Source organism: Microbacterium suwonense, assembly GCF_030296555.1.
GTDB classification, from domain to species: Bacteria; Actinomycetota; Actinomycetes; order Actinomycetales; family Microbacteriaceae; genus Microbacterium; species Microbacterium suwonense.
The window spans coordinates 1,461,476-1,487,938 of sequence record NZ_AP027728.1 but is presented as its reverse complement, the minus strand read 5'-3'; the positions used below and the strand labels follow the sequence as shown (position 1 = coordinate 1,487,938).

The following is a 26,463-nucleotide window of genomic DNA, read 5'->3' as shown; positions in this document are numbered from 1 at the left end:
GGAACAACGAAAATGGAACCGCTTCCCGTCGTCTGGTTCATCGCCATCGCCGTGCTCTGGATCGGATACCTGCTGCTGGAGGGCTTCGATCTCGGAGTCGGCATGCACATGGTGTTCTCCACCCGGTCCGAGCGCGATCGCCGGGTCATGCTGAACACCATCGGCCCCGTCTGGGACGGCAACGAGGTGTGGCTGATCACCGCAGGAGCGGCGATGTTCGCGGCCTTCCCCGCGTGGTACGCCGCGCTGTTCTCCACCCTGTACGTCCCGCTGACGATCACGCTGGTCGGGCTGATCGTGCGGGCCGTCGGCATCGAGTACCGCGGCAAGATCCACACCGAGCGCTGGCGCACCGTGTGGACGTGGATGATCGGGCTCGGTTCGCTGATCGCCGCCTTCTGCATCGGGGCGGCGCTGGCGCTGACCTCGACCGGACTTCCGATCGATGCCAACGGCGACCGCGTCGGCGGGCCGTTCGTCTGGCTGACCCTGCCGGCCGTGCTGGGCGGGCTCGCCGTGGTCGGCTTCGCACTGGTGCACGGGGCGACCTTCCTCGGGCTCAAGGCCGACGGTCCGGTGCGGGATCGGGCGGGGCGCTTCGCCGCGCGCTGGGCCCCAGTGTGCCTCGCGCCGGCGGCGGTGTGGGCGATCTGGGTGCAGCTCGAGCACGGCGGGAGCGTGGTGGCGTGGGTGCTCATCGCGCTGGCCGTGGTCGCAGTGGCGGTGGGCTGGTTCGCCGCACGCGCACGCCGTGAGGGCATCGCCTTCACTGGGTATGCCGGTTTCGGGCTGTTCGGCGCCGCAGCGATCTTCACCGGGATGTTCCCGCTGGTGCTGCCCTCGACGGTGGATGCTGCTTTCGATCTGACCGTGTGGAATGCGGCCAACGGTCCGTACACGCTGGGCGTGATGACGGTGGTCGCGGGGCTGTCGCTGCCGGTGATCCTGCTCTACCAGGCCTGGAGCTACTGGATCTTCCGCAAGCGCGTGACTCCGGGCATGATCCCCGAGGTGCACATCGTGCTGCCGGCGGTGCTGCGCGCCCGCTGAGCCCGGCGGACGGCTAGTCTGGCCGCATGATGTACGAGCACCTCGGGGCTCGGCCCCGCATCCACGACACCGCCGTCGTGGCGCCGACCGCTGTGATCTCGGGCGATGTGGAGATCGGCCCGAACTGCCAGGTGCTGCACGGCGCCGTGATCACCGCCGAGGGTGGGCCGATCGTCCTGGGCGAGCATGTCATCGTGATGGAGAACGCGCTCATCCGCGCGACCGCGGCCAACGCGGTGCGCATCGGCGATCACACGCTCGTCGGCACGCTTGCGAGCATCGCCGGGGCCACCGTGGGTGACGAGGTGTTCTTCGCATCCGGTGCCCGGGTGTTCAACGGCGCGCTGGTGGGGCCGCACTGCGAGATCCGCGTCAATGCGATCGTGCAGCGCAGGGCCGTTCTTCCTGAGGGCACCGTCGTGCCGATCGGCTGGATCGCCGCGGGGGATCCGGTGCGGATGTTCTCGCCCGACCAGGCCGAGGAGATCGCCGAGGCCATGCCCGAGCTCGACTTCCCCGGCCACGTCTTCGGGGTGGACCGAGACACCCCCGACCTGATGGTGCAGCTCACCGAGCGCTACGCCAGTTCCCTGGCCCGCCACGCCCACGACCGCCAGGTCTGAGGCATCCACCCCACCATCCGCCGAAACCCCTCCAGCGCGCCGAAACCCCTCCTGATTCCGGTGATTCAGGAGGGGTCTCGGCGATGGTGAGGGGTCTCGGCGAAGGTCAGATCACGCCCTGGGCGAGCATCGCGTCGGCGACGCGCTCGAAGCCGGCGATGTTCGCGCCAGCGACATAGTCGCCGGGAGTGCCGTAGCGCTCAGCGGCGCGGAACGACGCATCGTGGATGTCGGCCATGATGTCGCGCAGCTTCTGCTCGCTGTTCGCGAAGTTCCAGCGCTGACGCGAGGCGTTCTGGCTCATCTCCAGCGCCGAGGTCGCCACGCCGCCTGCGTTCGCCGCCTTACCCGGTGCGAACAGCACCTCGGAGTCCTGGAACGCGCCCACGGCCTCGGGAGTGGAGGGCATGTTGGCGCCCTCGGCGACCGCGCGCACGCCATTGGCGATGAGCATCTCGGCCGATTCGAGGTTCAGCTCGTTCTGCGTGGCGGAGGGCACGGCGATGTCGACCGGAACCTCCCAGACGTTGCCACCCTCGACGAAACGGGCGCCGGGGCGACGGTTCGCGTACTCGACGATGCGGCCGCGCTCGACCTCCTTGATCTGGCGCAGCAGACTCAGATCGATGCCGGAGTCGTCGATGATGTACCCGGAGGAATCGGATGCCGTCACGGCGCGGGCGCCGAGCTGGGTGGCCTTCTCGATCGCGTAGATGGCGACGTTGCCGGAGCCGGACACCGCGACCCGCTTGCCCTCGAGGGTCTCGCCGTGCACGGCCAGCATCTCCTGCACGAAGAACACCGCGCCGTAGCCGGTCGCCTCGGTGCGCACCTGCGCACCGCCCCAGCCGATGCCCTTGCCGGTGAGGATGCCGGATTCGTGGCGGTTCGTGATCTTGCGGTACATGCCGAACATGTAGCCGATCTCGCGCCCACCCACGCCGATGTCGCCCGCAGGCACGTCGGTGTGCTCACCGATGTGGCGGTACAGCTCGTTCATGAACGACTGGCAGAAGCGCATCACCTCGGCCTCGCTCTTGCCGTGCGGGTCGAAGTTCGAGCCGCCCTTGCCACCGCCGATGCCCTGGCCGGTGAGCGCGTTCTTGAAGATCTGCTCGAAGCCGAGGAACTTGATGATGGAGATGTTCACCGAGGGGTGGAAGCGCAGGCCGCCCTTGTACGGGCCGAGAGCGGAGTTGTACTGCACACGGTAGCCACGGTTCACCTGCAGCCGGCCCGAGTCGTCGATCCACGGCACACGGAAGATGATCTGCCGTTCGGGCTCGACCAGTCGCTCGAGCACGCCGTTCTCGACGTACTCGGGGTGGCGCTCGAGGACCGGGCCGATGGAGTGCAGCACTTCATGAACCGCCTGGTGGAACTCCGGCTCGTTCGGGTTGAGCGCGCGCACAGTGTCGAAGATGGGCTGTGCGGCAGTGCTGAGCGGGTGGAAATCGGCAGTGGTATCGGTCACGCGGGAAGCTTTCTCAAAGATGGATGGGGGGATGCGAGCGATCGTGTCGCATGATGCTTCGCCGGATCAGGCTGAGTTTTCACCTTACAACGATCACTAGGGGGCCCTACTACTCGTGTCACCCGGTGTTCTGCAGACCTGCGGCGACACCGCTGACCGAGAGCAGCAGCAGGCGTTGCAGATCGGGGGTCTGCACGGGTTCGGTCGTCGCAGAGGTGCGCAGGGCGCGCAGCGCCCGCAGTTGCAGCAGCGAGAGCGCGTCGACATACGGGGTGCGCAGCTGCACGGCCCGCTGCAGGATCGGCTTGTTCTGCAGCAGCCTGTCGCCGTCGGTGAGCCGGATGACCCAGTCACGCGTCAGTCGCAGCTCCTCGAGCACGATCTGCGCGAGGTCGTCGCGGTCGCCGAGGGCCAGGTATTCGCGAGCGATGCGCTCGTCGGTCTTCGCCAGGCTCATCGCGACGTTGTCGATCATCGTGTGCAGCAGCGGCCACTCGCGGTACGCCTCGCGCAGCGTCTGCTCGTCGCCTACCGCCTCCAGCGCCGATCCCAGCCCGAACCAGCCGGCCAGGTTGATGCGCGCCTGCGTCCACGCAAACACCCAAGGGATGGCGCGGAGATCCTCCAGCGACTCGACGGACAGGCCGCGCCGCGCCGGCCGGGAGCCGAGAGCGAGCAGGCCGATCTCCTCCATCGGCGTGACGGTCGCGAACCACGGGGCGAAGCCGTCGGCGCCGACCAGGGAGAAGAACCGCTCGCGCGAGGCGACATCCATGACGCGTGCGATCGATGCGAAGCGCTCGGCGGCACCGCTGGTGCGCTGCTCGACCGTGGGGGAGGACGCCAGCAGCGTGGCGGCTGCGACCTGGTCGATGTGCCGCATGGCGATCGCAGGCTCACCGTAGCGGGCGAAGATCACCTCGCCCTGCTCGGTGAGCTTGAAGCGGCCTTCCACCGAGTGCGGCGGCTGAGCGAGGATCGCGGAGTTGGCGGGTCCGCCGCCACGGCCGAGCGCACCGCCACGGCCGTGGAAGAGAGTGAGACGGATACCGGCATCCACCGCCCACTGCGCGATGTCGCGCTGCGCGTCGTACAGCGCGAGCGTGGCGGCGACGGGCCCGACGTCCTTGGACGAGTCGGAGTAGCCGAGCATGACCTCCAGCCGGTTCCCGGTGGCTTCCAGGCGCGCGCGGAACGGGGCCGTCTGCACGACCTCGGCGAGGATGCCTGGCGCCGCCTGTAGGTCGGCGAAGGTCTCGAACAGCGGGACCACGTCGAGCGTGGGGGCGTCCGCGCCCAGCGCATATTCTGCCAGCCGGTAGACGGCGGCCAGGTCCTCAGCTGAGCGGGTGAAAGAGACGACGTAGCGGCCGGCGGCGCGCTTCCCGTAGCGGCGCTGGATGTCCGCGACGGCGCGGAACACCTCCAGCACCTCCTGCGTGCGCTCGCTGAGCTCACCACCGGCATCCAGCTCGGCCAGCGCCTCGGCGTGCACCTGGGAGTGCTGGCGCACCTCGAGCTCGGTCAGGTGGAACCCATAGGTCTCCACCTGCCAGATCAGGTGCTGGATGCCGCCGAACGCGTGCCGGGTGGCACCGGCATCCGCCAGCGAGGTCTGCAGTGCACGCAGGTCGGCGAGCAGCTCTTCGGGTGAGCCGTAGGCATCGGCCGCTCCGATCCTCGTCGCGTGCACACGGTGCCCGAGCGAGAGCGCGACTCGACGATGAGGTTCATCGGGTGAGCGCTTGGCGATCTCGGCCGCGAGCTCGGGCTCGGCGCCCTCGAAGCGCGTCCAGAGCTCGACGACGGCCGCGCTGGGCGGCGTGTCCTCGGCATCCAGGGTGAGCGTGCGCCCGATCCGTTCGATCGAGCGCTCCAGGCCCCGCAGCACGTGATCGGCCGCGATCTCGGCCGCCTCACGGGTGACTTCCGCGGTCACGAACGGATTGCCGTCGCGGTCGCCGCCCACCCAGGAACCCACTCGCACGAAGGCCGGGACGAGGGGGCGCCGTTGCCCGACTCCTCGCCACGGAGTGCGTCGTCGATCCGCCGGTACACATGCGGGACGGTGGTGAACAGCGTCTCGTCGAACACGCTCATCACCGTGCGCACCTCGTCGGTGGGCGACGGCTTCTGTGCGCGCAGCGGAGCGGTGCGCCACAGCGTGTCGATCTCCTCCAGCATCCGTCGGTGCGCCCGCTTCTGCTCCGCACCGCCCGCGCTCGCCGCGTCGTGCTGGGTGAGCAGGTCGGCCAGACGGCGGATGCTGCTGGAGACCGCTCGACGACGCGCCTCGGTCGGGTGTGCGGTGAAGACGGGGTGGAAGCGCAGCTCGGCCAGACGCTCGCGTGCCTCGTCGTCGCCCACCTCGCGACGCAGCTGCGCGTAGGCGGTGGCGATGGTGTCTGTGGAGTCCTCGCGTCCGGGCTTGCCGGCCCGCTCGCGCAGCACCCGCACCCGCTGGTGCTCCTCGGCGAGATTCACCAGGTGGAAATAGCACGTGAACGCCCGCGCCACCTCATCGGCCCGTTCGATCGTGAAGGAATCCGCGATCGACGCGGCACGCGTGAACGCCCCATCATCGGCATCCGCCGCCTGGATCGTCGCCAGACGCAGCCGCTCGACGTCTTCGAACAGGCCCGGCGAGCCCGATTCCCGCAGCACCTGGCCGAGCAGACCGCCGAGCATGCGCACATCCGCGCGCATGCTCTCGGGAATGCCGTTGGACGCCTCGAAGCGGGTGATGACGCGGATGGCTTCGGTATTGGTCGGCTCGAGGGTCATACTTTCGAGACTAACCGGCGGCCGCAATCGGCTTTCACATCGTGACGGCCTGCAGTTCTGGAGGTGTCCTGCCGCGACGACCTACGATGGACGCAATGCGCATCTCGGCCAATCCCCTCAGAGGGCAGCAGTTCCCCGCAGGCCTCCTGCTCGCCGCGGCGGCCATCGGCCTGCTGTTCGCGAACCTGCCGACCCACGACGCGATCGCGGCCGTCCTCGACGCGCACATCGCCATCCCCGGCACCGCCCTGGATCTGTCGGTGCACGAGTGGGTGGCCGACGGGCTGCTCGCGATCTTCTTCCTCGTCGTCGCGATCGAGCTGCGGTACGAGCTGACGCACGGCGAGCTGAACTCACTGCACAAGGCCGTGCAGCCGGCGATCGCGGCCGGCGGCGGTGTGCTGGTGCCGATCCTCATCTACCTGCTGATCGCCGGGCCGTCCTCGCCCTCGGGCACTTTGACCGCGGTCGGCTGGCCGATCCCCACCGCGACCGACATCGCCTTCGCCCTCGGCGTGCTGGCCATGTTCGGCAAGGGGCTGCCGGCAGCCGTGCGGGTGTTCCTGCTGGCGCTGGCGATCCTCGACGACATCATCGGCATCGTCTTCATCGCGGTGCTGTTCGCACACGACGTGAACTGGCTGAACTTCGCCCTGGCCGTGGTCGCCGTGACGGTGTTCGCTGTGCTGAGTCGCGTGCTGGCCAAGAGCGGCTCGGCGATGCTCGCGGTGCTGATGGGCGTCATCGGCGTGATCGCCTGGGGGCTCATGGCAGTCTCGGGCATCCATGCCACCATCGCCGGCGTGCTGCTGGGCCTGTTCATGTCGCCCGCGCCCGCTGAGAAGACGCGGCACGGGCTGGAGCCCACAGTGAACGGCGCGATCCTGCCCGTGTTCGCCTTCGTGGCGGCATTCGTCGTGATCCCGCACGTGGCGCCCTCCGAGCTGTCGCCGGCGTTCTGGGCGATCCTGATCGCCCTTCCCGTCGGGAAGATCATCGGAATCACGCTGTTCGGATGGCTGAGCCTGCAGCTGCGGCCGCGAGGCACCGCTGCCGCCCTGGTGCTGCCCGACGTCCTCGCGGCGGGCGTGCTCGGCGGCATCGGGTTCACCGTTTCGCTGCTGCTGGCCAATCTCGCCTTCGCGGGCGACTCGGCGGTGCGCGACGAGGCGATCCTCGGCGTGCTCGGCGGCTCGCTGATCGCACTGGCACTGTCGGGCGCATTCGTCTCGATGCGCGCACGGCATTATCGGATGCTGGCGAAGGCCGCCTGAGGAGGGTGGTGTGACCGATCCGCTGCAGGACGTCCCCGACCCGCTGCGCGCGGCGGCCGAGACGATGCGACAGGTGCGCGAGCGCTGCGTGTGGTCGCAGCGGATCACGCACCGTGACCTGGTGCCGTATCTCATCGAGGAGTCGCACGAGGTGATCGACGCCGTCGAGACCGGCGATCGTGCGGAGCTGCGCGAGGAGCTCGGCGACCTGCTCTGGCAGGTGCTGTTCCATTCCGCCGTCGCCGCGCAGCATCCGGACGATCCCTTCGACATCGACGATGTGGCGCGTGGGCTGACCGAGAAGATGGTGCGCCGGCATCCGCACGTGTTCGGGGATGCCGTCGCGACGACGCCGGAGGAGGTACTCGTGCACTGGAACGCGGCGAAGGCCGCAGAGAAGCGTGAGCGCCGCAGCGTGCTCGATGGCGTGCCGGCGGGGATGCCCGCGCTCGCCCGCGCGCAGAAGGTGCTGGGCCGAGCCGTGAAGATCCTGGGGGATCGGCCTGCGGAACCGGTCCCTGAGCCCGTCGAGGGGCCGGCATCCGAAGCCGAACTCGGCGATGCTCTGCTTGCGCTCGTCGCTCAGGCACGCGCCCAGGGGTGGGATGCCGAGCGCGCCCTCCGCGAGCGTCTCCGCCGGATCGAAGCCGACGTCCGCGCCGCCGAGGTCGGCTGATTCATATCGCGCAAATTGTCGTGAATCAGGGCTCGCAGCCGCAATTTGCGCGATTCGAAACCGGTCAGCCGGCGAGCCGGTACTGCGTGCCGGCGGGATCGCGATCCAGGATGCCGTGGTCGACGAGCATCCGGCGCAGGAGGGCGATATCTGCGGTGAGCGCTTCGAGCCGCGCACCGAGCGCGGTCTCGCTGAGCGTTTCGTCCGCGCCGATCACCCGAGGTGCGAGGAATCGCAGGAAGGCGTCGCGCTCGCCGTGCTGTGACGGGTAGCGATCGATGCGCCCGGCAGTGAGGAACCGCTCGGGCCCGTCCTTCGGCCGGCGCTTCGCGCCCTGCTGCAGAAGTGAGCGGAGGTGCGTCTCGTCGACGGTCCAGCCGCCCTCGGTCGCTGTGATCAGACCTGCAGACGCGAGCTGGTCGAGTGCGCGCTCTTCGCGACGAGCGGGAGAGTCGGATGCGGTGCCCAGTACGACCCGCGCGAACGCCTCCCGCGCCACGGGGTTCGCGAGCGCCGCGATGATCGGGCGCACGTCTTTCTCGGGCATGTCCTCCACTATGCCAGCCGAGGCCTGACCGAAACTCCGCGGCGCACGTTGCGACCTGGGAAGATGGAGGGGTGGCAACTGTGAACCCGCCGCGCGGAATGCGCGACTTCCTCCCCGCTGACAAGGTCCGCCGCGAGCGCGTGCTCGCCGTCATCCGCGAGCGCTACCGCGCCCACGGCTTCGACGAGATCGAGACACCCGTCGTCGAGGAGCACGGCCGCCTGCACGCCGGCATCGGCGGGGACAACGAGAAGCTCTCGTACAGCATCCTTCGTCGCGGTATGGATGCCGATGCCATCCGCGCCGCAGCCGACGATCCGGCCGCTCTCAGTGATCTCGGCCTGCGCTACGACCTGACCGTGCCGCTCGCCCGGTTCTACGCGACCAACCGCGGGCACCTTCCGACGGTGTTCCGGGCGATCCAGATCGGCCCGGTCTGGCGTGCCGAGCGTCCGCAGAAGGGCCGCTACCGCCAGTTCGTGCAGTGCGACATCGACATCATCGGCGACGAGAGTGCGCGCGCCGAGGCCGAGCTGATCGTCGCGTCGCTCGACACCATCGATGCACTCGGGCTCTCCGGCGGCATCGTGCGCGTCAATGATCGGCGCGCACTGGAGTGGATGCTGGACTCCTTCGGGTTCACCGAGCAGGAGCGCCCCGGCGTGCTGATCACGATCGACAAGCTCGACAAGATCGGCCCCGACGGCGTGGCCGCCGAGCTGCGCGAGCGAGGGGTCACGGCATCTGCCGTCGACGCGTTCGAGGCTTTCCTGACGCGCCCGCAGACTCTGGAGTACAACGCATACGGAGAACGGCAGATCCGCAAGGCACTGCCTGCGGGTGCGCCCGATGACATCGTCGCCCACCTGGTCGGTCTGGGGGACGCCGTCGTCGCCGCCCGACCGGATGCCGGGGAGCCGCCCCTGCAGTACGACCCGTTCCTGGTGCGCGGCATGGGCTACTACACGGGCACGATCTTCGAGCTCGCGCACCCCTCGGTCGGCTATTCCCTGGGTGGCGGCGGCCGCTATGACGGCATGATCGGCCGGTTCCTGGGCCAGCAGGTGCCTGCGGTCGGGTTCTCGATCGGCTTCGAGCGCATCGTCGATCTGGTCGCCGAGCAGGAGACGGATGCTGCGCAGGCCGTGGTGCTCGTGCACGACGCGGATGTCCCCGTCACTGAGCTGCTCGCGCACAAGGCAGCGCTGCTGCGGGACGGTGCCGTGGCGAGGGTGCGCGTGGAGCGCCGCCCGAAGAACCTGAAGGCGCTGCTGGAGCGCTCGGCGGCCGACGGCTACACCGGCTTCTCCTCCGTGCGTGCGGGCCAGGAGTCGGGCTCGATCGAGGTCAAGCCGCTGTCCTGAGCGGGTTGCACTTCGGGGGCCGACACGCCAGATGTCGGATCGATTCGCGAAAAACGTCCTGCATCTGGCGTGTCGGCCCGCTATTCGCATCGCGACACCGGCATCCCGGCCAATCCGCCGGCGTGAGCGATCGGGGTCGTCACTCGGTGCGCGCGGCGGTGACGCGCTTCTTCTCTCGCACGTACACCTCGCGCCGCACGCGCGCTACGACGTCGCCGTCGGCATCCGTGATCACGGTCTCGAACCACTCCAGGACCTTGACGCCGCCGCGTGCGCGCTCGCGCAGCTCCTGCGCGCGCGTCTTCGGCACCGAGAACTCCGCGGTCAGCACGCCCCGGCCCGGCTTGACGAACTCGATCTCGCCGCGGGTGTCCCACACGACGTAGTCGCGACCGAGCTGATGCATGACCAGCATGAAGAAGTACGGGTCGGTCATCGCCGACATCGAACCGCCGAACGCGGTCTTCACGTAGTTGCGGGTGATGAGGTTCACGTGCAGTTCGACCGTCGCATGCGTCCAGTCGTCGCTGAACCGTCGCACGCGGATGCCGCTGAACAGGTTCGGAGCCCACAGGCTCATTCCGATCGCCAGCCGGCGTGGGGTGATCTTCATGCCGTCAGTGTGATCGACGGCATCCGTCGAGACGAAACCGATTGAAGAAGTCCCACAACTTGTTATAGTTGATCTATAACTAGCGGAGGTGACATGCTCATCAGGATCGACGGCGACAGCGCCACTGCGATCTTCGACCAGGTCGCGGCCTCCGTGCGCTCCGACATCCTGACCGGCCATCTCATCCCCGGCGACCGCCTGCCGCCCGCCCGCGAGGTGGCCACCGCACTCGACATCAACGTGCACACCGTGCTGCGTGCCTATCAGCAGCTGCGCGACGAGGGCCTGGTCGACCTGCGTCGCGGCAGGGGAGCGGTGATCTCGGCATCCGCCGGTCCGCTGGTCGACCTCGCGCACGACATCCATGCGCTCGTCGCCCGTGCGTCAGCCCTCGGTGTCAGCCCCGCCACCCTCGCCTCTCTCGTGAAGGACACCACGCCATGAACCCAGACGTCCGCCGCTCCCGCACCGCCTTCCTTCGGGTGGGGCTGATCGCGCCGCTGGCGCTTCTCGTCGCGGCCGCCGTCGTGATCGTCGCCTGGATGCCCGAGCTGCCCGACCCGATGGCCATCCACTGGGGTGAGGAGGGCGTCAACGGCTACGCGCCGAAGTGGGCGTATATCGCCCTGGGGCTCGGAATCGGCGTCGCGGTGGTCGTCCTGACCGCCGTGTTCGCGATGGTGGCGCACCGTCTGCCGCAGAGCAGCGTGAGACCGGCCGTCGGCCCGTGGTCGCCGACAGCCCGGTTCATGGGAGCGCTCAACCTGGGTTTGGGTGCCTTGATCGCGACCATCGCAGTCGCCGGCGCCTGGATCCAGCGCGGACTGTCGGATGCCGCAGACGCGCCCGGCATCGGCATCCCGACCCTGATCGGCTTCGTCCTGATGGCGGTGCTCACTGCGCTCGGCTGGTTCCTGCAGCCGCGGAGTCCCGAGACCGAGGCGGAGCAGCCTGCTCCGGCGGGCAGCATCCCGCTGGCCACCACGGAGCGCGCGGCCTGGTTCGGCACGGCGACGATGGCGCGCAGCGGGGTGATCGTGCTCATCTCGGCGCTCACGCTGCTGGCGGCCATGACCGTGTTCTTCCTCGCGGCGGGTGAGGACGGCTCATGGATTCTCCTGATCGTGACCGCGGTGATGGCGGTGCTCATCGGGACCATGGTCGTGTTCCGGGTGCGAGTGAACGGAGAGGGTCTGCGCGTGCGCTCCCTGCTGGGGTGGCCGAACAGTCGCATCCCCCTGGATCGCATCGAGAAGGTCGAGACCGTGCAGCTCGACCCGTTCCGCGAGTTCGGCGGCTGGGGGTGGCGCCTCGCACTGGACGGGCGCCGGGGTGTGGTGCTGCGCGCCGGAGAAGCACTGCAGGTCACGCGGACCGACGGCCGGGTCTTCGTCGTCACCGTCGACGGCGCATCCGCCGCAGCGGCCACCCTCGATACGCTGCGCGCTCACACCCGACATGGCTGAGATCCACACACGACTGAATCGACTGACAACCGGAGGAGACGCTCATGATCCGCATCCGACCGCTCGCCACCATCGTCTACGTCGTGCTGGCGTTCGCGCTCGCCTGGCTCATCGCCCTGCCGCTGTGGCTGGGGGACGGGCTGGCGACGCCGGGCGCCGCCCTGCTGCTGCCGGTGATGATGTACACGCCCGCCGCCGCGGTGCTCATCGTCATGCTCGCTCTCAGGCCCGTGCCGAAGGGGCAGCGGCTGAGGTTCCTGGGAATGTGGCCATTGCGTCCTGCCAGGCGAGTGATCTGGATGAGCGTGATCGGACTGTTCGGGGCCGTCGCCGTGATCGTCGTCGCGATGCTGCTGGCTGCCGCGCTGGGCTGGTTCCAGGCCGACTTCGCCGGTCTGTCCGGCTTCCAGCAGTCGCTGGAGGGGCTGCTTCCCGCCGGGACGGAGCTGCCGCCTGCCGGACTGCTCGTGGCCGGACAGCTCATCGCGATCCCGTTCGCCGCCGTCACGATCAACGCCCTCGCCGCGTTCGGTGAAGAGGTCGGCTGGCGAGGATTCCTCGTCCCCGCGCTGCGTCAGTACGGCACCTGGCCCGCCCTGCTGATCAGCGGCGCGATCTGGGGTCTGTGGCACGCGCCGGTCATCCTGCTCGGCTACAACTTCGCCCGCACCGACATCACCGGCGTGCTGCTGATGACCGGTGGATGCATCGTCTGGGGCGTGCTGCTGGGCTGGCTGCGACTGCGCAGCGGATCGATGTGGCCGGCCGTCTTCGCGCACGGTGCGATGAACGCGGCGATGGGGATGCCCGTCATCTTCATCGCGGCAGGGACGAACTTCGACCCCGCGCTCGGCTACGGACTGGGCGTCTCAGGCTGGATCGTCGGCGCCGTCGTGATCGTGATCCTGCTGCTGACCGGCCAGTTCCGGAAGCAGCCCGCGCTCGCGGAGCCGCGCACGCCCGCGCAGCCCGGCCCTGCGGCATCCTGACCCTCGTAGCCCCTTGACCGGCCGCCGGTGCCGGGGTTGAGTGAAGCCATGGACTCCACACCACGCGCGTGGCGCGCCGCAGACGACTTCCTCGCCGACACTCTCGTCGGGCGCGACCCGCAGCTGGAGGCCGTGCTCGCCGCGCAGCACGATGCCGGACTGCCGGAGATCGAGGTGGCTCCGGTCGCCGGGAAGCTGCTGAACCTGCTGGTGCGCATCTCCGGAGCACGCCGAGTGCTCGAGATCGGGACGCTGGGCGGGTACTCGACGATCTGGATGGCTCGCGCCGTCGGCGATCAGGGTCGCGTCGTGACGATCGAGGCCGAGGCCGCTCACGCCGCCGTCGCACGAGCGAGCATCGAGGCGGCGGGCCTGGGGGAGCGGGTGGACATCCGCGTGGGCCGTGGCGCGGATGTGCTGCCCACCCTGGTCGGCGGGTTCGACCTGGTCTTCATCGATGCCGACAAGGAGTCGAACACGATCTACCTGGACTGGGCGGCGAAGCTCGGACACCCGGGCACGGTGGTGGTCGTCGACAACATCGGCCGTGAGGGCGAGATCGCGAACGACGCCACGACCGACCCGCGCGTGATCGGCACCAGGGACGGACTTCGGATGCTGGGAGAGGACCCTCGCTTCGATGCCACCGCCCTGCAGACCGTAGGGGTCAAAGGCTGGGACGGCTTCGCCATCGCCGTGGTGGTGTGACGCCGCGCGCCGACATCCCTTCAGCCGCCGGATGCCGCATGACTAGACTGAACGGCGGATCGACGTCGCTCCACACCACCCTTCCCTCCCTGAAAAGGAGTACACCTGTGGCACTTATCGAGGCAGTAGGCGCACGCGAGATCCTGGACTCGCGCGGAAACCCCACCGTCGAGGTCGAAGTCCTCCTCGACGACGGCGTCGTGCAGCGCGCGGCCGTTCCCTCCGGCGCCTCCACCGGCGCCTTCGAAGCGTACGAACTGCGCGACGGCGACAAGGGCCGCTACGGAGGCAAGGGCGTGCTGAAGGCGGTGGAGGCCGTCATCGACGAGCTCGGCCCCGCGCTCGAAGGCATCGAGGCCAGCGAGCAGCGCATCGTCGACGAGATCCTGATCGACGTCGACGGCACCGAGAACAAGAAGCGCGTCGGCGCGAACGCCATCCTCGGCGTCAGCCTCGCGGTCGCCAAGGCCGCCGCCGACTCCGCCGACCTGCCGCTGTTCCGGTACCTGGGCGGGCCGAACGCCCACCTGCTGCCCGTGCCGCTGTTCAACGTCATCAACGGTGGCGAGCACGCCGACAACGGCATCGACTTCCAGGAGTACTTCCTCGCCCCGATCGGCGCCGACACCTACTCCGAGTCGCTGCGCTGGGGCGTGGAGACCTACCACGTGCTCAAGTCCGAGCTGAAGGCCGCCGGCTTCAACACCGGTCTCGGCGACGAGGGCGGCTTCGCCCCCGACCTGCCCAGCAACCGCGAGGGACTGGACTTCCTGCTCAAGGCGATCGAGAAGGCCGGCTTCACCCCCGGCAAGGACATCGCCGTCGGTCTCGACGTCGCCGCCACCGAGTTCTTCGAGAACGGCGTCTACCGCCTGGAGAACCAGGAATGGTCGGCCGAGAAGCTCATCGAGTACTACGAGGGGCTCGTGCGCGACTTCCCGATCGTCACCATCGAGGACGCGCTCGCCGAGGACGACTGGGACAACTGGAAGGCGCTCACCGACGCGGTCGGCACCAAGGTCCAGCTGGTCGGCGACGACCTGTTCGTCACCAACCCGGCGCGTCTGGCCGACGGCATCCAGCGCGGCGTCGCCAACTCGCTGCTGGTCAAGGTCAACCAGATCGGCACCCTCACCGAGACCTTCGACGCTGTCAGCCTTGCCCAGCGCTCGGGCTACACGGCGATGCTCTCGCACCGTTCCGGCGAGACGGAGGACACCACGATCGCCGACCTGGCGGTCGCGACCAACGCTGGTCAGATCAAGACCGGTGCGCCCGCCCGCAGCGAGCGCGTCGCGAAGTACAATCAGCTTCTGCGCATCGAGGAGGAGCTGGGAGACGCCGCGGTGTTCGCCGGCAGCTCGGCCTTCCCGCGCTTTCAGGCCTGATCAGGGATCCTGACCGCAGAGCACGTACGACGAGGGGAGAGCCATGGCACGACGTCCGGCTCTCCCTTCGCCGTCTTCGCCGGCTCGCGCAGAGAAGGATGCCCGGCGCCCCGCCTCGCGGGGTGAGCGGCCGGCACGCGGATCAGCGCGCGCCGTCGATGTGCGCGAGTGGGCCGGCGGCATCCGGCTCTCGGGCTTCGCGGTGATCATGCTCTCCCTCGTCGTGCTCGGAACCTGGGTGCTGGTGCCGTCCATCGGCACGTACCTGGATCAGCGGCAGAAGATCGCCTCCCTCGAGCAGTCGGTGCAGCTGACCAAGGATCAGATCGCAGACCTGGAGCGGGAACGCGCCCGGTGGGACGATCCGGCGTACATCACCACCCAGGCGCGTGAACGCCTGTACTACGTCAGGCCGGGAGAGGTCGTCTACCTCGTCGACAACGATCTGGACCCCGCCGACATCCCGCCCGAGCAGAAGGCCGTCAGCGCCACCATCCAGGAACGGCCCTCCGACTGGATGCCGCAGCTGCTGCGCAGCCTGACCGCCGCGGGACTCGCCAAGACGGCCGTCCAGGCGCCGGCCGACTGACCTCGTGCGCTGAGTCCGCACACAGGTCGGGGCACGTATTCTGGAGCGGTGACGACCCCGCCGTACGAGACGCCGACCGCCGCCGAGATCGACGTGGTCTCCAGCCAGCTCGGCCGCGCGGCACGTGGCGTCGTCGGCATCGCCGCGCGCTGCGTGTGCGGGAACCCCACTGTCGTAGCGACTGCTCCGCGTTTGGACGACGGAACGCCGTTCCCGACCTTCTACTACCTCACCCATCCGGCCGCGACCGCGGCCATGTCGACGCTCGAGGCGACGCAGGTGATGCCCGAGCTGACGGCGCTGCTGGATGAGGATGACGATGTCGCCGCCGCCTACCAGGCCGCCCACCGGTCGTATCTCGCGGATCGTGCCCGATACGGCGACGTGCCCGAGATCGACGGCATCTCCGCCGGGGGCATGCCCACTCGCGTGAAATGCCTGCACGCCCTCGCCGGGCACGCACTGGCCGCAGGGCCGGGAGTCAACCCCATCGGCGACGCGGCTCTCGCGCGCTCGAGCTGGTCGCCGGACCGATGCGTCTGCGCCCAGCCGGGAGCGGCGCAGGGAACGAGCACGGCGGGATGAGCGCTCGCCGCGTGCTCTCGGCCATCGTCGTGTCGACGGCGATGGCGGCATCCGTGCTTCTCGCGGCGTCCCCGGCGGCCGCAGCCGGCTCCTTCGCGCTCAGCCCCGTGCAGGCGGAGACTCCGGAACCCACCCCCACTCCGCCCGTCCCCGACGACCCGAGCGATCCTGTGCGCGCACAGGAGTATTGGCTGGACGGCGCGCACATCCGGGATGCCTGGAACACCACGCTCGGTGAGGGCGTCACCATCGCCGTCCTCGACACCGGCATCAGCGCGGCAGGAGGAGCCTTCGGCGACTCGGTGGTGGGCGGCACCGACGTCTCGGGTGCGGGAAGCGCAGACGGCCGCACACCGGTGGGTGTGGTGCAGGGCGACCACGGCACTCTCGTGGCATCGACCGCGGCCGCGCCCGGCAGTGCGGACGGCACCGGATTCATCGGCGTGGCGCCGCGCGCGAAACTGCTCTCGGTCTCGCTCGGCTTCCCCGGCTCATCGGCCACTGTGCCGTTCAGCCAGCAGGTGGCCGACGGGATGAGGTGGGCCGTCGACCACGGCGCCGACATCATCAATCTGTCCTTCACGACCAACACCCTGGACTGGGACAAGAGCTGGGATGACGCCTTCCTGTACGCCGCCGCACATGATGTGGTCGTGATCGTCGCCGCGGGCAACCGGGGCAACGGCACCGACATCGTCGGCGCGCCCGCGACGATTCCCGGCGTGCTCACGGTCGGAGGCGTCGACCAGACCGGCACCGCCAGCCGTGAGGCGTCCACGCAGGGCATCACGATCGGAGTCATGGCACCCAGTGAGTTCCTGCTCGGGATCACCGCCGACGGCTCCGTGGGCAGATGGGAGGGCACCAGCGGCGCCGCGCCGATCGTGGCCGGTGCTGCCGCGCTGGTGCGTGCGGCGCATCCGGAGCTCGACGCGGCGAACGTCATCAACAGGCTGATCCGGACGGCCATCCGCGTCCCCGAGATGCGCGGAGCGCCCGACGTGCTCTACGGCTACGGACTGCTGGATGCAGCGGCCGCGGTGACGGCATCCGTTCCGAAGGTCAGCGCGAACCCGATGGGAGATCTGAAGGAGTGGATCCGCGTGCACCGCCGGGCCACCTCACCGGATCAGCCCGAGCCCGAGGTGACGAAGCCTGCGGTCGAAGTGCAGCCGCTGCCCGCCGCGGATGCTCCGAGCGAACCGGGTTCCCCGCTGCTCCCCTCGGCAGAGACATTGCGGTACGGTACCTTGCCGCTTCTCGCGCTCACGGTGCCTGGTATTGTGATAGCGCTTGGCGTCACCGCAGCTGCCCGGCGCATCCGAACGGAGCGCGGTCGACGCACTCCCACACCCTGACGACGAGGAGTTGTCCCCCTGTGCCTCAGAACAGCACTGCACCCCGCATTCTGATTGTCGGTGGAGGCTACGCAGGTTTCTACACCGCATGGAAGCTCGAGAAGCACCTTCGCAAGGGTGAGGCTGACGTGACGATGGTCGATCCGCTGCCCTACATGACGTACCAGCCGTTCCTGCCCGAGGTCGCGGCCGGCTCCATCGAGCCGCGCCACGCAGTGGTCGCACACCGCCGCCACCTCAAGCGCACCACCGTGATCACGGCGAAGGTGACCGGAATCGACCATGCGAACAAGGTCGCGACGATCTCCCCGTCAGCGGGTGAGCCCTATGAGTTCGCGTACGACCAGATCGTCGTCACCGCCGGTGCCGTCTCGCGTACGTTCCCGATCCCGGGCATCGCCGACAACGCGATCGGGCTGAAGACCATCGAAGAGGCCGTCGCGGTGCGCGACAAGCTGTTGTCGAACTTCGACAAGGCCGCCTCGATCCCGGCAGGCCCCGAGCGCGACCGTCTGCTGAGCGTGGTGGTCGTCGGCGGTGGCTTCGCCGGCATCGAGGCATTCGCCGAACTGCGGTCGCTGGCTTCGGCGCTGGTCGCCAAGTACCCTCAGATCTCCTTCGAGGACACGCACTTCCACCTCATCGAGGCGATGGGGCGCATCATGCCCGAGGTCTCGCTCAAGACCAGTGAATGGGTGCTGAAGGACCTCGCCAAGCGCGGTGCGAACGTACACCTCGACACGCAGGTCACCGGCGCCGTCGACGGGAACGTCGAGCTTTCCACCGGCGAGGTGATCCCCACCGACCTGATCGTCTGGACCGCTGGCGTGATGGCCAACCCGACCGTCGTGCGCGGCGGCGACCTGCCTGTCGAGGAGCGTGGACGCATCCAGACCCGCGCCGACCTGCGCGTCGGCACCGCCGAGGAGCCCGTCGAGGGCGCCTGGGCCGCCGGTGACGTCTCGGCCGTTCCCGATCTGTCCGGCGGCGGCGTCGGCGGCTACTGCGTGCCGAATGCGCAGCACGCGGTGCGCCAGGCCAAGCGTCTGGCCAAGAACCTCGTGGCCGTTCTGCGGGGCGAGACCACCAAGGACTACGTCCACAAGAATCTCGGAGCCGTGGCGGGCCTCGGCCTCTACGACGGCGTGTTCCAGTCCGGCAACCTCGCTCTGAAGGGCTTCGTCGCCTGGGTTGCGCACCGCGGCTACCACGGACTGGCGATGCCCACGTGGGAGCGCAAGTGGCGCGTGCTGTGGGGCTGGTGGAACAACCTGTGGCTCGGCCGCGACATCGTGAACCTCGAGGCTGTGCAGCAGCCGCGTGACGTGTTCGAGGAGTTCGCCGCCCGCCCGCGTCCGGCGGCTGCCGCACCCGCTGCCCCCGCCGAGAAGGCTGCTCCCGCTGCACCGGCGGAGAAGGCCGCGCCGGCGGAGAAGGCTGCTCCGGTCGCAGAGAAGCCGAAGGCCGAGAAGTCCGCTGTGGCGAAGGCCGAGAAGCCCGCTGCGGCGAAGAAGAAGGCACCCGCCAAGAAGAAGGTGGATGCCGACGCCTGAGCCAGCATCGTGAAGAGCCCGTCCGAGAGGTGATCTCCGGCGGGCTCTTCGCCGTTGTGGCCGCGTGGTGTCACCACGGGCTGCAGACGACAGGTGCCCCCACTGGGATTCGAACCCAGACTGAAGCGATTTTAAGTCGCCTGCCTCTGCCGTTGGGCTATGGGGGCCGCACGCCCAGCCTATCCATCCGCCCGAATGCGACGGAGTATCGGAGGAGATGAATCTCGGTCCCTGACGTCGTAGTGTGGGGGTGTGCTCGACCTCACTGCTGACCAGGGCCTCGCCGAACATGGCCGTATCGCCGAACAGGGCGTGACTTCTCGCGCCGACAACGAGGCCTGGCGGGACCCGGCACGCTACTGGCGCTCTCTGACCGATGCCACCGCACATCTGCCGGCTCCGGTCGCCGTCATCGAGCGCGACGCCCTGCGGCACAACGCGATGGATCTGCTGGTGCGCGCCGGCGGCATCCCGATCCGCGTCGCCACCAAATCGGTGCGTGTGCGCGCTGTGCTCGACGCGGTGCTCGCGATCCCCGGATTCCGCGGCATCCTGTCGTTCACACTCGCCGAAGCGCTCTGGCTGGCGAAGGACCACGACGACATCGTCCTCGGCTACCCGACGGTCGACCGCGCCGGTCTGACCACACTGCTCGCCGACGAACTGCTCGCCTCGCGCATCACCCTGATGATCGACGATCTCGCCCACCTCGACCTGATCGATGCGATCGCGCCTCCCGGCAGCCGACCGGAGGTGCGGGTCGCGATCGATGTCGACGCGTCCCTGCGCGCCCCCGGCCTCGGCCACATCGGCGTACGTCGCTCCTCGCTGTTCACCGCAGCGGAGGTCGCCGGGTTCGCACGGCAGGTCGTGCGCCGCCCCGGGTTCCGGCTGGTCGGCCTGCAGATGTACGAGGCGCAGATCGCCGGTCAGGGCGACGCCGCGGGTGCGGATGCTCCGGTCATCCGGATGGTGCAGGCGCGGTCGCGTGACGAGCTGCGCCGCCGTCGCGCCGAGATCGCGGATGCCATGCTCGATGTCGCACCCCTGGAGTTCCTCAACGGCGGCGGGACCGGCTCACTGGAGTTCACCGGCAGCGATGAGTCCCTCACCGAGGCGACGGCGGGAAGCGGCCTGCTCGCCGGGCACCTGTTCGACGGCTACCGCTCCTTCCGGCCGGCGCCCGCGACCGCCTTCGCGTTCGACGTGGTGCGCAAGCCCGCCCCCGATATCGCGACCGTCCTCGGCGGGGGCTGGATCGCCTCCGGCCCGGCAGTGAAGTCGCGCCAGCCCGCCCCGGTCTGGCCGCCGAGACTGCGCACCCTTCCACGCGAGGCGGCCGGTGAGGTGCAGACGCCCCTGCAGGGCGATGCCGCGCGCGAGCTGCGGGTCGGAGACCGGGTCTGGTTCCGGCACGCGAAGAGCGGTGAGCCCGCCGAGCGCATCGACGCCTACCAGCTCGTCGCCGACGGCGAGGTCGTGGATCAGCTGCCCACCTATCGTGGCGAAGGGAAGGCGTTCCTGTGACGCGCCCGGGCGGAACCTGGCACAACTGGGGACGGTCGGCGGCGGTGCGACCCGTGCGGGTGGAGCGACCGCGCACTCCGGAGGGCGTGCAGCGCGCGGTCAGGGCCGCCGCCGCTCAGGGGCTCACAGTGAAGGCGATCGGCGCCGGTCACAGCTTCACCGGCATCGGGGTCGCTCCGGGCGTGCTGCTGGAACTTGACGACATGCAGGGCCTGGTGAGCGCGGATGTCGAGACCGGGCGCGTCACGCTCCTGGCTGGCACGCGCCTGCATCGGATCCCCGCGCTGCTGCGCCCCCACGGACTCGCGATGGAGAACCTCGGCGACATCGATCGCCAGTCGATCTCGGGTGCCATATCGACTGGAACGCACGGCACGGGAACCGGCTTCGGGGGCATCGCGACCCAGGTGCGGGGCCTGACCCTGATCACCGCCGATGGCGAGTTCCTGCGCATCGACGAGACGCACAACAGCGAGATGCTGCCCGGGGCCGTGGTGGGACTCGGCGCGCTGGGCGTCGTCGTCGAGGTCACGCTCCAGTGCGTGCCCGCGTTCGTGCTCAGCGCGGTGGATGCCCCGGCCCCGCTCGACGCAACCCTCGACACGGTGCACGCCCAGGCCGACGCAGCCGATCACCTCGAGTTCTACTGGCACCCGCACACGGACGTCGCACTGCTGAAGACGCAGCAGCGACTGCCGGAGTCCGCGAAGCGGCATCCGATCCCCGCCTTCCAGCGCTGGATCGATGAGAGCGTGCTCAGCAACGGCGTCTTCGGCGTCTTCTGCGCGGCCAGCCGCGTGGTGCCGGCGATCATCCCGCCGTTCAACCGGCTGGCCGTGCAGCTCACCGGTGACGGCGAATACGCCGACGAGTCGCACCGGGTGCTCATCCACCACCGCAACGTCCGATTCCGCGAGATGGAGTACGCGCTGCCCGCCGAGCACCTGGTCCCCGCCTTCCAGGAGCTGCGCCGGCTCATCGACGAGCGCGGTTGGCGCGTCGAGTTCCCCGTGGAGGTGCGCTTCGCGGCGTCCGATGATCTGTGGCTGTCGACGGCCACGGGTCGCGACAGTGCGTACATCGCCGTGCATCGTTACTGGCGCGTCGACCCCCGGGAGTACTTCGGAGCGGTCGAGCAGATCATGCTGCGTCATGGCGGTCGCCCGCACTGGGGCAAGCTGCACAGCCTGACCGCCGACCAGCTGCGCGAGCGCTACCCGCATTTCGACGACTTCGTGGCGTTGCGCGATCAGCTCGATCCGCAGCGGCTGTTCGGCAACCGTCACCTCGAGCGCATTCTCGGTGCGTGAATCGCGCCTGTCGTCCAGCCGATGTGCAGAGTGGCACGCATAGGATGGAGTTCGATCCAAGAGGGGGCTTCGCATGGAATGGCTGTGGCCGGTACTGATCGTCGTCGGCGTGCTCGTGCTCGTCGGAATCTACCTGTGGTCGACGTACAACTCGCTCGTGCAGCTGAACGTGCGGGTGGACGAGGCGTGGAGTGGCATCACCGTCCAGCTGAAGCGTCGAGCCGACCTCATCCCGAATCTCATCGAGACGGTGCGCGGCTATGCGGCGCATGAGAAATCCGTGTTCGAAGGCGTCACACGCGCCAGGGCCGAAACCCTGTCGGCGTCGGGGCCTGCAGAGGCCGGCGTGGCAGAGGGCCACCTGCAGCAGGCGCTGCGCAGCCTGTTCGCGGTCGCCGAGGCGTATCCGCAGCTGCAGGCCAGCCAGAACTATCTGCAGCTGCAGCACTCTCTGGTCGACACCGAGGACAAGATCCAGGCGGCCCGTCGCTTCTACAACGGCGGCGTGCGCGAGCTGAACACGAAGATCAAGGTCTTCCCGAACAACCTGTTCGCACGCGGGCTCGGCTTCACCGAGCGCGAGTTCTTCGAGGTCGCCGACGACAGCGCGATCTCGGAGCCCCCGCGCGTGCAGTTCTGACCCCGAACGACTCAACGCGATACGACTCTAGGCGACGACGTCGCCTTGAGTCGTCCGCGTATCCAGGTTGAGCCGGCGCAGCGAGTCGAAGCTTCCTGAGCCTCGAGAGTCCTGTTGGACGGTCTCTCATTCCCTCGGGTGTACGTGCCGCTCGACGGCCGTATCGTGGCCGCTGAGCGCGGATGCGATGGCATCCGCAGCATCGCCCCACCCCGAGACGCTGATGCGCTCCAGCCCCTGCCACGCGGCGGCACGGATGATCTCTTCCGCGATGCGATCGGCATCCGTCTGCCGGCGGGCATGGGGCTCCCACCAGGCCGACTGCACCCGCAGGACCGAGGCGGCGCGATCCGCCTTGAGATCGACGCGTGCCACGATGCGATCTTCCACCAGCACTGGCAGCGAGTAGTACCCGTAGCGACGTCTGTCGGCGGGCACGTAGATCTCGATCCGATAGTCGAGATCGAACGCCCGCAGAGCCCGGTCGCGGAACCACACGACCGGATCGAACGGCGTCAGCAGCGCCGCACGCGGGATGCGGCGGGGAAGCACCGCATCCCGATGCCTCCACGCGGGCACAGGCCGGCCCGCACGCTCCCAGCCGCGCACGGTGACCGGCTCCAGCTCTCCGGCGTCGACGAGGTCGCCGACAGCAGTGCGGACGGCGGACTGGTTCCGCAGCCGGTAGTAATCATTGAGGTCGGCGATCGTCGCGACCCCGGACGACCGCGCCGCGCGCCGCACCAGCTCGCGCACGGCCTCGGGCTCGGGAACGGGGGATGCCAGCACGTCGGCGGGAACGATCTGCTCGGCCAGACCGTACTGCCGCTCGAACCCGGCCCGGCCCGCGATCGCCACCTCGCCGCAGCGCCATAGATGCTCGAGAGCGGATTTCGCGGTGTCCCAGTCCCACCACGGCCCCCGTGATCGGGGAGCGTCGTCCCGCAGATCCACCGGGCGCAGCGGGCCGCGCTCGCGCAGCTGTGCGCGCACCCAGTCCAGCGTCCTCGCATTCGCGTGCATCCAGCTGCCCGGCTCGGCTTCACGGCGTCGCCACGCCTGCATCCGGAAATCCCAGAGCGACCAGTCCTCCACCGGCATGAAGGCGGCCTCGTGCGCCAGGTACTCGACGTAGTGGGTCGTCCGCGAGACGACGGTACGATCCAGCAGAGCCGGATCGTAGGAGCCGAGGCGGGAGAACATCGGCATGTAGTGCGAACGGGCGAACACATTCACGGAATCGATCTGCAGCACGCCCAGGCGATCCATCGTGCGGTGCAGGTGCCGGGGAGCCACAGCAGCCGGCATCCGTCGTGAGAAGCCCTGCGCGGCCAGCATGATCCGGCGGGCCTCGCTGGAGCTCAGCACGGCAGGGGAGCGGTCATCATCCGTTCAGGGTAACGGTCACCTCCGACATGCATTCCGGCGCCGGTCGGGGCGGTACGTAGAATTGGACGATGAGCGACGACCCCACACCGAGGTTCCGCAATCCGTTCCGCCACTATCCGCCCGTCACCGACCGCACGGTCACCACCAAGGTCGATGAGGCGGTGCCCGCACCGCTGCGAGTGACGGCCGCCTACTCCTGGCGTCTGCTCGTGATCGCCGGCGTCATCGCCCTGTTCATCTGGCTGGTGATGCTGCTGAAGGCGCTGATCATCCCGATGATGGTCGGCATCCTGATCGCCGCACTGCTGTGGCCCGGGTTCCAGCTCATGCTGCGGGCGCGATTCCCGCGCTGGCTGGCCATCGCCACGACGGTGATCGGCGCGATCGGCATCGTGACGGGGCTGATCTGGCTGGTCGTGTGGCAGGTCCGGGCCCAGCTCGACGACGTGCAGACCAGGACCGCACTCGCCTTCGAGCAGTTCAAGGCGTTCCTGCTGGACAGCCCGCTCCACCTCACCGCCGGCGACATCGACGCGTACATCGCACAGGCTCAGGAGTTCCTCACCGAACAGCAGGATTGGCTGCTCAGCGCGGCCGGAGCCGTCACCGGGACGGCGGCCGAGGTGGTCACCGGCGCCCTGCTGTCGCTGTTCATCCTCGTCTGCCTGCTGGCCGACGGCGCCGGCATCTGGCGGTGGACGCTCAAGCTCTTCCCGCGCAAGGCGCGCCCGCCGCCGACGCCGCCGCGCGCAACGGCTGGGACACGGTGATCAACTACGCGCGCACCCAGATGCTCGTCGCGGCGATCGATGCCGTCGGCATCGGAGCGGGCGCAGCACTTCTCGGCGTGCCGATGGCGATCCCGGTCGCCGTGCTGGTCTTCCTGGGTTCGTTCGTGCCGATCGTCGGAGCCGTGGTCACCGGAGCGGTCGCCGTGTTCCTCGCCCTGGTCTACAACGGCATCTGGATCGCCGTCGCGATGCTGGGCGTCGTGCTGCTCGTGCAGCAGCTCGAGGGGCACATCCTGCAGCCCATCCTGATGGGATCGGCGGTCAAGGTGCACCCGCTGGCGGTCGTGCTGGTGGTCGCGGGCGGAGCGATGATCGCACGCATTCCCGGGGCCCTGTTCGCCGTTCCGCTGGCCGCATTCATCAACGTGGCTGCGGTGACCATCAGCACCGGCGCCTGGCGGACGGGGGAGGAGCCCGACGCCGATCTCATCTGGAGCACAGTGCCGCGGGAGCGGCCGAGGAGGAATCGATGACCGCAGTCCCGAGCCTGACAGCAGTCCCCAGCCTGACCGAGTTCACGTCGGCGGCCGAGAGCCTCGCGGGAGTGATCTCGCACACGCCGACCGAGCTCTCCCGGGCGCTCAGCGACATACTGGGATCTCCCGTACTGCTGAAGATGGAGAACCTTCAGCGCACCGGGTCGTTCAAGATCCGCGGGGCATCGTACCGGCTTGCCCAGCTGTCGGACTCGGAGCGTGCACGCGGCGTCGTCGCGGCCTCCGCAGGGAACCACGCACAGGGTGTGGCGCTCGCCGCCCAGGCCCTCGGCATCCCCGCCACGATCTTCATGCCGCTCGGCGTGCCCGTGCCGAAGTTGCTGGCCACGCGCGGGTACGGTGCCGAGGTGGTGCTGGAAGGGGAGACGGTCGCGACGTCGCTGCGGCTGGCTGCGGAGTTCGCGGAGCGCACCGGGGCAGTGCTGATCCCGCCCTTCAACCATCGTGACGTGATCATCGGCCAGGGCACGCTGGGCCTGGAGATCTACCAGGACGTCCCCGAGGTCGACACGGTGATCATGGGGATCGGCGGCGGCGGACTGATCGCGGGAGTCGCGGCAGCCATCAAGCAGGCGGCCGCCGCAGATGGACGCACCGTGCGCATCATTGGCGTACAGTCCGAGCACGCCGCGGCTGTTCCCCCGTCCCTCGCCGCGGGCCATCCGGTCGAGATCACCACGCAGCCGACCATCGCAGACGGCATCCTCGTCGCGCGCCCCGGCGATGTGCCCTTCGAGATCATCCGCGATCTGGTGGACGACGTCGTCACCGTCTCTGAGGACGACATCGCCCGTGCCATCCTGATGCTGCTGGAGCACGCCAAGATCGTCGTCGAGCCCGCAGGTGCGGTCGGCGTCGCCGCCATCCTCGCTGGAAAGGTGACGTCGGCAGGCACGACAGTTCCGATCCTCTCCGGCGGGAACATCGACCCCATGCTGCTGCAGCGGGTCGTCTCGCACGGACTGGCAGCATCCGGCCGCTACGCGACCGTGAGCATCCCGCTGCCCGATCGTCCCGGCCAGCTGGCCAAGGTCTCCGAGGCGCTCGCGCAGGTCGGCGCGAACGTCATGGAGGTGCTGCACACCCGGCACGGCCATGGACTGCAGATCAGCGACATGATCCTGCAGCTCTCGATCGAGACACGCGGACCCGAGCACACCCAGCTGGCGCTGGACACACTGCGTGCCGCCGGCTTCGATCCGCTCGTCGTCGAGGACTGAGACGCCGAAGGCTCGGAGCGCGCTGCTCGAGCCTTCGGCTGCGTCTGC

The 26,463-nt window shown here is 69.1% G+C and carries 22 protein-coding genes, 1 tRNA gene and 2 pseudogenes; 19 read left to right on the top strand and 6 right to left on the bottom strand.

Features of this window, described 5'->3' with window-relative positions; translation table 11 throughout:
• Window positions 1-12 precede the first annotated feature (12 nt).
• The gene (cydB, locus tag QUE33_RS07520) at window positions 13-1,050 is read left to right on the top strand and encodes a cytochrome d ubiquinol oxidase subunit II (RefSeq protein WP_286302864.1); all 1,038 of its coding nucleotides are present in this window, start codon (window positions 13-15) and stop codon (window positions 1,048-1,050) included.
• A 26-nt stretch (window positions 1,051-1,076) separates the two neighbouring features.
• A complete protein-coding gene (locus tag QUE33_RS07515; protein WP_286302862.1) occupies window positions 1,077-1,673 on the top strand; it encodes a gamma carbonic anhydrase family protein in 597 nt (198 codons plus the stop codon).
• A 106-nt stretch (window positions 1,674-1,779) separates the two neighbouring features.
• Here QUE33_RS07515 and gdhA read toward each other — a convergent pair whose 3' ends face one another.
• Both gdhA and QUE33_RS07505 read right to left on the bottom strand, forming a co-directional pair.
• Window positions 1,780-3,096, bottom strand: coding sequence for an NADP-specific glutamate dehydrogenase (gdhA, locus tag QUE33_RS07510; protein ID WP_378761931.1), 1,317 nt, complete (start codon window positions 3,094-3,096; stop codon window positions 1,780-1,782).
• Between the two features lie 169 nt (window positions 3,097-3,265).
• Window positions 3,266-5,931, bottom strand: a pseudogene (locus QUE33_RS07505) (phosphoenolpyruvate carboxylase).
• A 95-nt stretch (window positions 5,932-6,026) separates the two neighbouring features.
• Between QUE33_RS07505 and QUE33_RS07500 the strand changes: the two are divergent.
• Entirely contained in the window at window positions 6,027-7,205 is a 1,179-nt protein-coding gene (locus QUE33_RS07500) for a Na+/H+ antiporter NhaA (RefSeq protein WP_286302860.1), read from the top strand.
• Between the two features lie 64 nt (window positions 7,206-7,269).
• Window positions 7,270-7,881 carry a nucleoside triphosphate pyrophosphohydrolase gene (locus QUE33_RS07495; protein ID WP_286303107.1) on the top strand — a complete coding sequence of 204 codons (612 nt, stop codon included), beginning with the start codon at window positions 7,270-7,272 and terminating at the stop codon, window positions 7,879-7,881.
• Between the two features lie 64 nt (window positions 7,882-7,945).
• On the opposite strand, the gene QUE33_RS07490 is transcribed toward QUE33_RS07495, so the two are convergent.
• On the bottom strand, window positions 7,946-8,428 hold the full coding sequence (locus QUE33_RS07490) for a DUF2087 domain-containing protein (protein WP_286302859.1): 483 nt from the start codon (window positions 8,426-8,428) through the stop codon (window positions 7,946-7,948).
• 98 nt (window positions 8,429-8,526) lie between these two features.
• Here QUE33_RS07490 and QUE33_RS07485 point away from each other — a divergent pair, with 98 nt between their 5' ends.
• Window positions 8,527-9,792: a histidine--tRNA ligase gene (locus QUE33_RS07485; RefSeq protein ID WP_286303105.1), complete on the top strand. Its 1,266-nt coding sequence runs from the start codon at window positions 8,527-8,529 to the stop codon at window positions 9,790-9,792.
• 139 nt (window positions 9,793-9,931) lie between these two features.
• Here QUE33_RS07485 and QUE33_RS07480 read toward each other — a convergent pair whose 3' ends face one another.
• On the bottom strand, window positions 9,932-10,405 hold the full coding sequence (locus tag QUE33_RS07480) for a PaaI family thioesterase (protein ID WP_286302857.1): 474 nt from the start codon (window positions 10,403-10,405) through the stop codon (window positions 9,932-9,934).
• 93 nt (window positions 10,406-10,498) lie between these two features.
• Between QUE33_RS07480 and QUE33_RS07475 the strand changes: the two genes are divergently transcribed.
• The 9 genes from QUE33_RS07475 to QUE33_RS07435 all read left to right on the top strand — a co-directional run bounded on the left by QUE33_RS07475 (window position 10,499) and on the right by QUE33_RS07435 (window position 19,041).
• A complete protein-coding gene (locus QUE33_RS07475) occupies window positions 10,499-10,849 on the top strand; it encodes a GntR family transcriptional regulator (protein ID WP_286302856.1) in 351 nt (116 codons plus the stop codon).
• Window positions 10,846-11,871 carry a DUF1648 domain-containing protein gene (locus QUE33_RS07470; protein ID WP_286302855.1) on the top strand — a complete coding sequence of 342 codons (1,026 nt, stop codon included), beginning with the start codon at window positions 10,846-10,848 and terminating at the stop codon, window positions 11,869-11,871. Before QUE33_RS07475 ends, QUE33_RS07470 begins: the two co-directional genes overlap by 4 nt.
• A 44-nt stretch (window positions 11,872-11,915) precedes the next feature.
• Entirely contained in the window at window positions 11,916-12,860 is a 945-nt protein-coding gene (locus QUE33_RS07465) for a CPBP family intramembrane glutamic endopeptidase (RefSeq protein ID WP_286302854.1), read from the top strand.
• 48 nt (window positions 12,861-12,908) lie between these two features.
• Window positions 12,909-13,568 (top strand): O-methyltransferase, encoded by a 660-nt coding sequence (locus tag QUE33_RS07460; RefSeq protein WP_286302853.1) that lies wholly within the window; start codon window positions 12,909-12,911, stop codon window positions 13,566-13,568.
• Window positions 13,569-13,675: 107 nt separating this feature from the next.
• Entirely contained in the window at window positions 13,676-14,956 is a 1,281-nt protein-coding gene (gene eno, locus QUE33_RS07455) for a phosphopyruvate hydratase (protein ID WP_286302852.1), read from the top strand.
• 43 nt (window positions 14,957-14,999) lie between these two features.
• Window positions 15,000-15,545 (top strand): FtsB family cell division protein, encoded by a 546-nt coding sequence (locus QUE33_RS07450; protein WP_286302850.1) that lies wholly within the window; start codon window positions 15,000-15,002, stop codon window positions 15,543-15,545.
• Window positions 15,546-15,593: 48 nt separating this feature from the next.
• Complete coding sequence (locus tag QUE33_RS07445) at window positions 15,594-16,130, top strand: DUF501 domain-containing protein (RefSeq protein WP_286302848.1); 537 nt, start codon at window positions 15,594-15,596, stop codon at window positions 16,128-16,130.
• Window positions 16,127-17,488, top strand: coding sequence for a S8 family peptidase (locus QUE33_RS07440; RefSeq protein ID WP_286302847.1), 1,362 nt, complete (start codon window positions 16,127-16,129; stop codon window positions 17,486-17,488). Before QUE33_RS07445 ends, QUE33_RS07440 begins: the two co-directional genes overlap by 4 nt.
• A gap of 20 nt (window positions 17,489-17,508) precedes the next feature.
• Window positions 17,509-19,041: an NAD(P)/FAD-dependent oxidoreductase gene (locus QUE33_RS07435; RefSeq protein ID WP_286302846.1), complete on the top strand. Its 1,533-nt coding sequence runs from the start codon at window positions 17,509-17,511 to the stop codon at window positions 19,039-19,041.
• 94 nt (window positions 19,042-19,135) lie between these two features.
• On the opposite strand, the gene QUE33_RS07430 is transcribed toward QUE33_RS07435, so the two are convergent.
• A tRNA-Leu gene (locus QUE33_RS07430) sits at window positions 19,136-19,208 on the bottom strand.
• Between the two features lie 145 nt (window positions 19,209-19,353).
• Between QUE33_RS07430 and QUE33_RS07425 the strand changes: the two genes are divergently transcribed.
• The 3 genes from QUE33_RS07425 (at window position 19,354) to QUE33_RS07415 (ending at window position 22,518) form a co-directional block, all read left to right on the top strand.
• Window positions 19,354-20,568 carry a type III PLP-dependent enzyme domain-containing protein gene (locus QUE33_RS07425; protein WP_378761929.1) on the top strand — a complete coding sequence of 405 codons (1,215 nt, stop codon included), beginning with the start codon at window positions 19,354-19,356 and terminating at the stop codon, window positions 20,566-20,568.
• Window positions 20,565-21,878, top strand: coding sequence for a D-arabinono-1,4-lactone oxidase (locus QUE33_RS07420; RefSeq protein ID WP_286302844.1), 1,314 nt, complete (start codon window positions 20,565-20,567; stop codon window positions 21,876-21,878). Before QUE33_RS07425 ends, QUE33_RS07420 begins: the two co-directional genes overlap by 4 nt.
• A gap of 73 nt (window positions 21,879-21,951) precedes the next feature.
• Entirely contained in the window at window positions 21,952-22,518 is a 567-nt protein-coding gene (locus tag QUE33_RS07415; protein WP_286302842.1) for a LemA family protein, read from the top strand.
• Between the two features lie 126 nt (window positions 22,519-22,644).
• Here QUE33_RS07415 and QUE33_RS07410 read toward each other — a convergent pair whose 3' ends face one another.
• Window positions 22,645-23,856, bottom strand: coding sequence for a winged helix-turn-helix domain-containing protein (locus QUE33_RS07410; RefSeq protein ID WP_286303103.1), 1,212 nt, complete (start codon window positions 23,854-23,856; stop codon window positions 22,645-22,647).
• A 119-nt stretch (window positions 23,857-23,975) separates the two neighbouring features.
• Here QUE33_RS07410 and QUE33_RS07405 point away from each other — a divergent pair.
• Both QUE33_RS07405 and ilvA read left to right on the top strand, forming a co-directional pair.
• Window positions 23,976-25,171: pseudogene (locus QUE33_RS07405) on the top strand (AI-2E family transporter).
• Window positions 25,168-26,415, top strand: coding sequence for a threonine ammonia-lyase (ilvA, locus tag QUE33_RS07400; protein WP_286302841.1), 1,248 nt, complete (start codon window positions 25,168-25,170; stop codon window positions 26,413-26,415). Before QUE33_RS07405 ends, ilvA begins: the two are co-directional and overlap by 4 nt.
• Window positions 26,416-26,463 lie beyond the last annotated feature (48 nt).

Excerpts from the sequence above, each read along its gene's own strand:
- cydB (WP_286302864.1), top strand. The coding sequence starts at position 13 with ATGGAACCGCTTCCCGTCGTCTGGTTCATCGCCATCGCCGTGCTCTGG.
- QUE33_RS07515 (WP_286302862.1), top strand. The coding sequence starts at position 1,077 with ATGATGTACGAGCACCTCGGGGCTCGGCCCCGCATCCACGACACCGCC.
- QUE33_RS07500 (WP_286302860.1), top strand. The coding sequence starts at position 6,027 with ATGCGCATCTCGGCCAATCCCCTCAGAGGGCAGCAGTTCCCCGCAGGC.
- QUE33_RS07495 (WP_286303107.1), top strand. The coding sequence starts at position 7,270 with ATGCGACAGGTGCGCGAGCGCTGCGTGTGGTCGCAGCGGATCACGCAC.
- QUE33_RS07490 (WP_286302859.1), bottom strand. The coding sequence starts at position 8,428 with ATGCCCGAGAAAGACGTGCGCCCGATCATCGCGGCGCTCGCGAACCCC.
- QUE33_RS07485 (WP_286303105.1), top strand. The coding sequence starts at position 8,527 with ATGCGCGACTTCCTCCCCGCTGACAAGGTCCGCCGCGAGCGCGTGCTC.
- QUE33_RS07480 (WP_286302857.1), bottom strand. The coding sequence starts at position 10,405 with ATGAAGATCACCCCACGCCGGCTGGCGATCGGAATGAGCCTGTGGGCT.
- QUE33_RS07475 (WP_286302856.1), top strand. The coding sequence starts at position 10,499 with ATGCTCATCAGGATCGACGGCGACAGCGCCACTGCGATCTTCGACCAG.
- QUE33_RS07470 (WP_286302855.1), top strand. The coding sequence starts at position 10,846 with ATGAACCCAGACGTCCGCCGCTCCCGCACCGCCTTCCTTCGGGTGGGG.
- QUE33_RS07465 (WP_286302854.1), top strand. The coding sequence starts at position 11,916 with ATGATCCGCATCCGACCGCTCGCCACCATCGTCTACGTCGTGCTGGCG.
- QUE33_RS07460 (WP_286302853.1), top strand. The coding sequence starts at position 12,909 with ATGGACTCCACACCACGCGCGTGGCGCGCCGCAGACGACTTCCTCGCC.
- QUE33_RS07450 (WP_286302850.1), top strand. The coding sequence starts at position 15,000 with ATGGCACGACGTCCGGCTCTCCCTTCGCCGTCTTCGCCGGCTCGCGCA.
- QUE33_RS07440 (WP_286302847.1), top strand. The coding sequence starts at position 16,127 with ATGAGCGCTCGCCGCGTGCTCTCGGCCATCGTCGTGTCGACGGCGATG.
- QUE33_RS07415 (WP_286302842.1), top strand. The coding sequence starts at position 21,952 with ATGGAATGGCTGTGGCCGGTACTGATCGTCGTCGGCGTGCTCGTGCTC.
- QUE33_RS07410 (WP_286303103.1), bottom strand. The coding sequence starts at position 23,856 with ATGCTGGCCGCGCAGGGCTTCTCACGACGGATGCCGGCTGCTGTGGCT.
- ilvA (WP_286302841.1), top strand. The coding sequence starts at position 25,168 with ATGACCGCAGTCCCGAGCCTGACAGCAGTCCCCAGCCTGACCGAGTTC.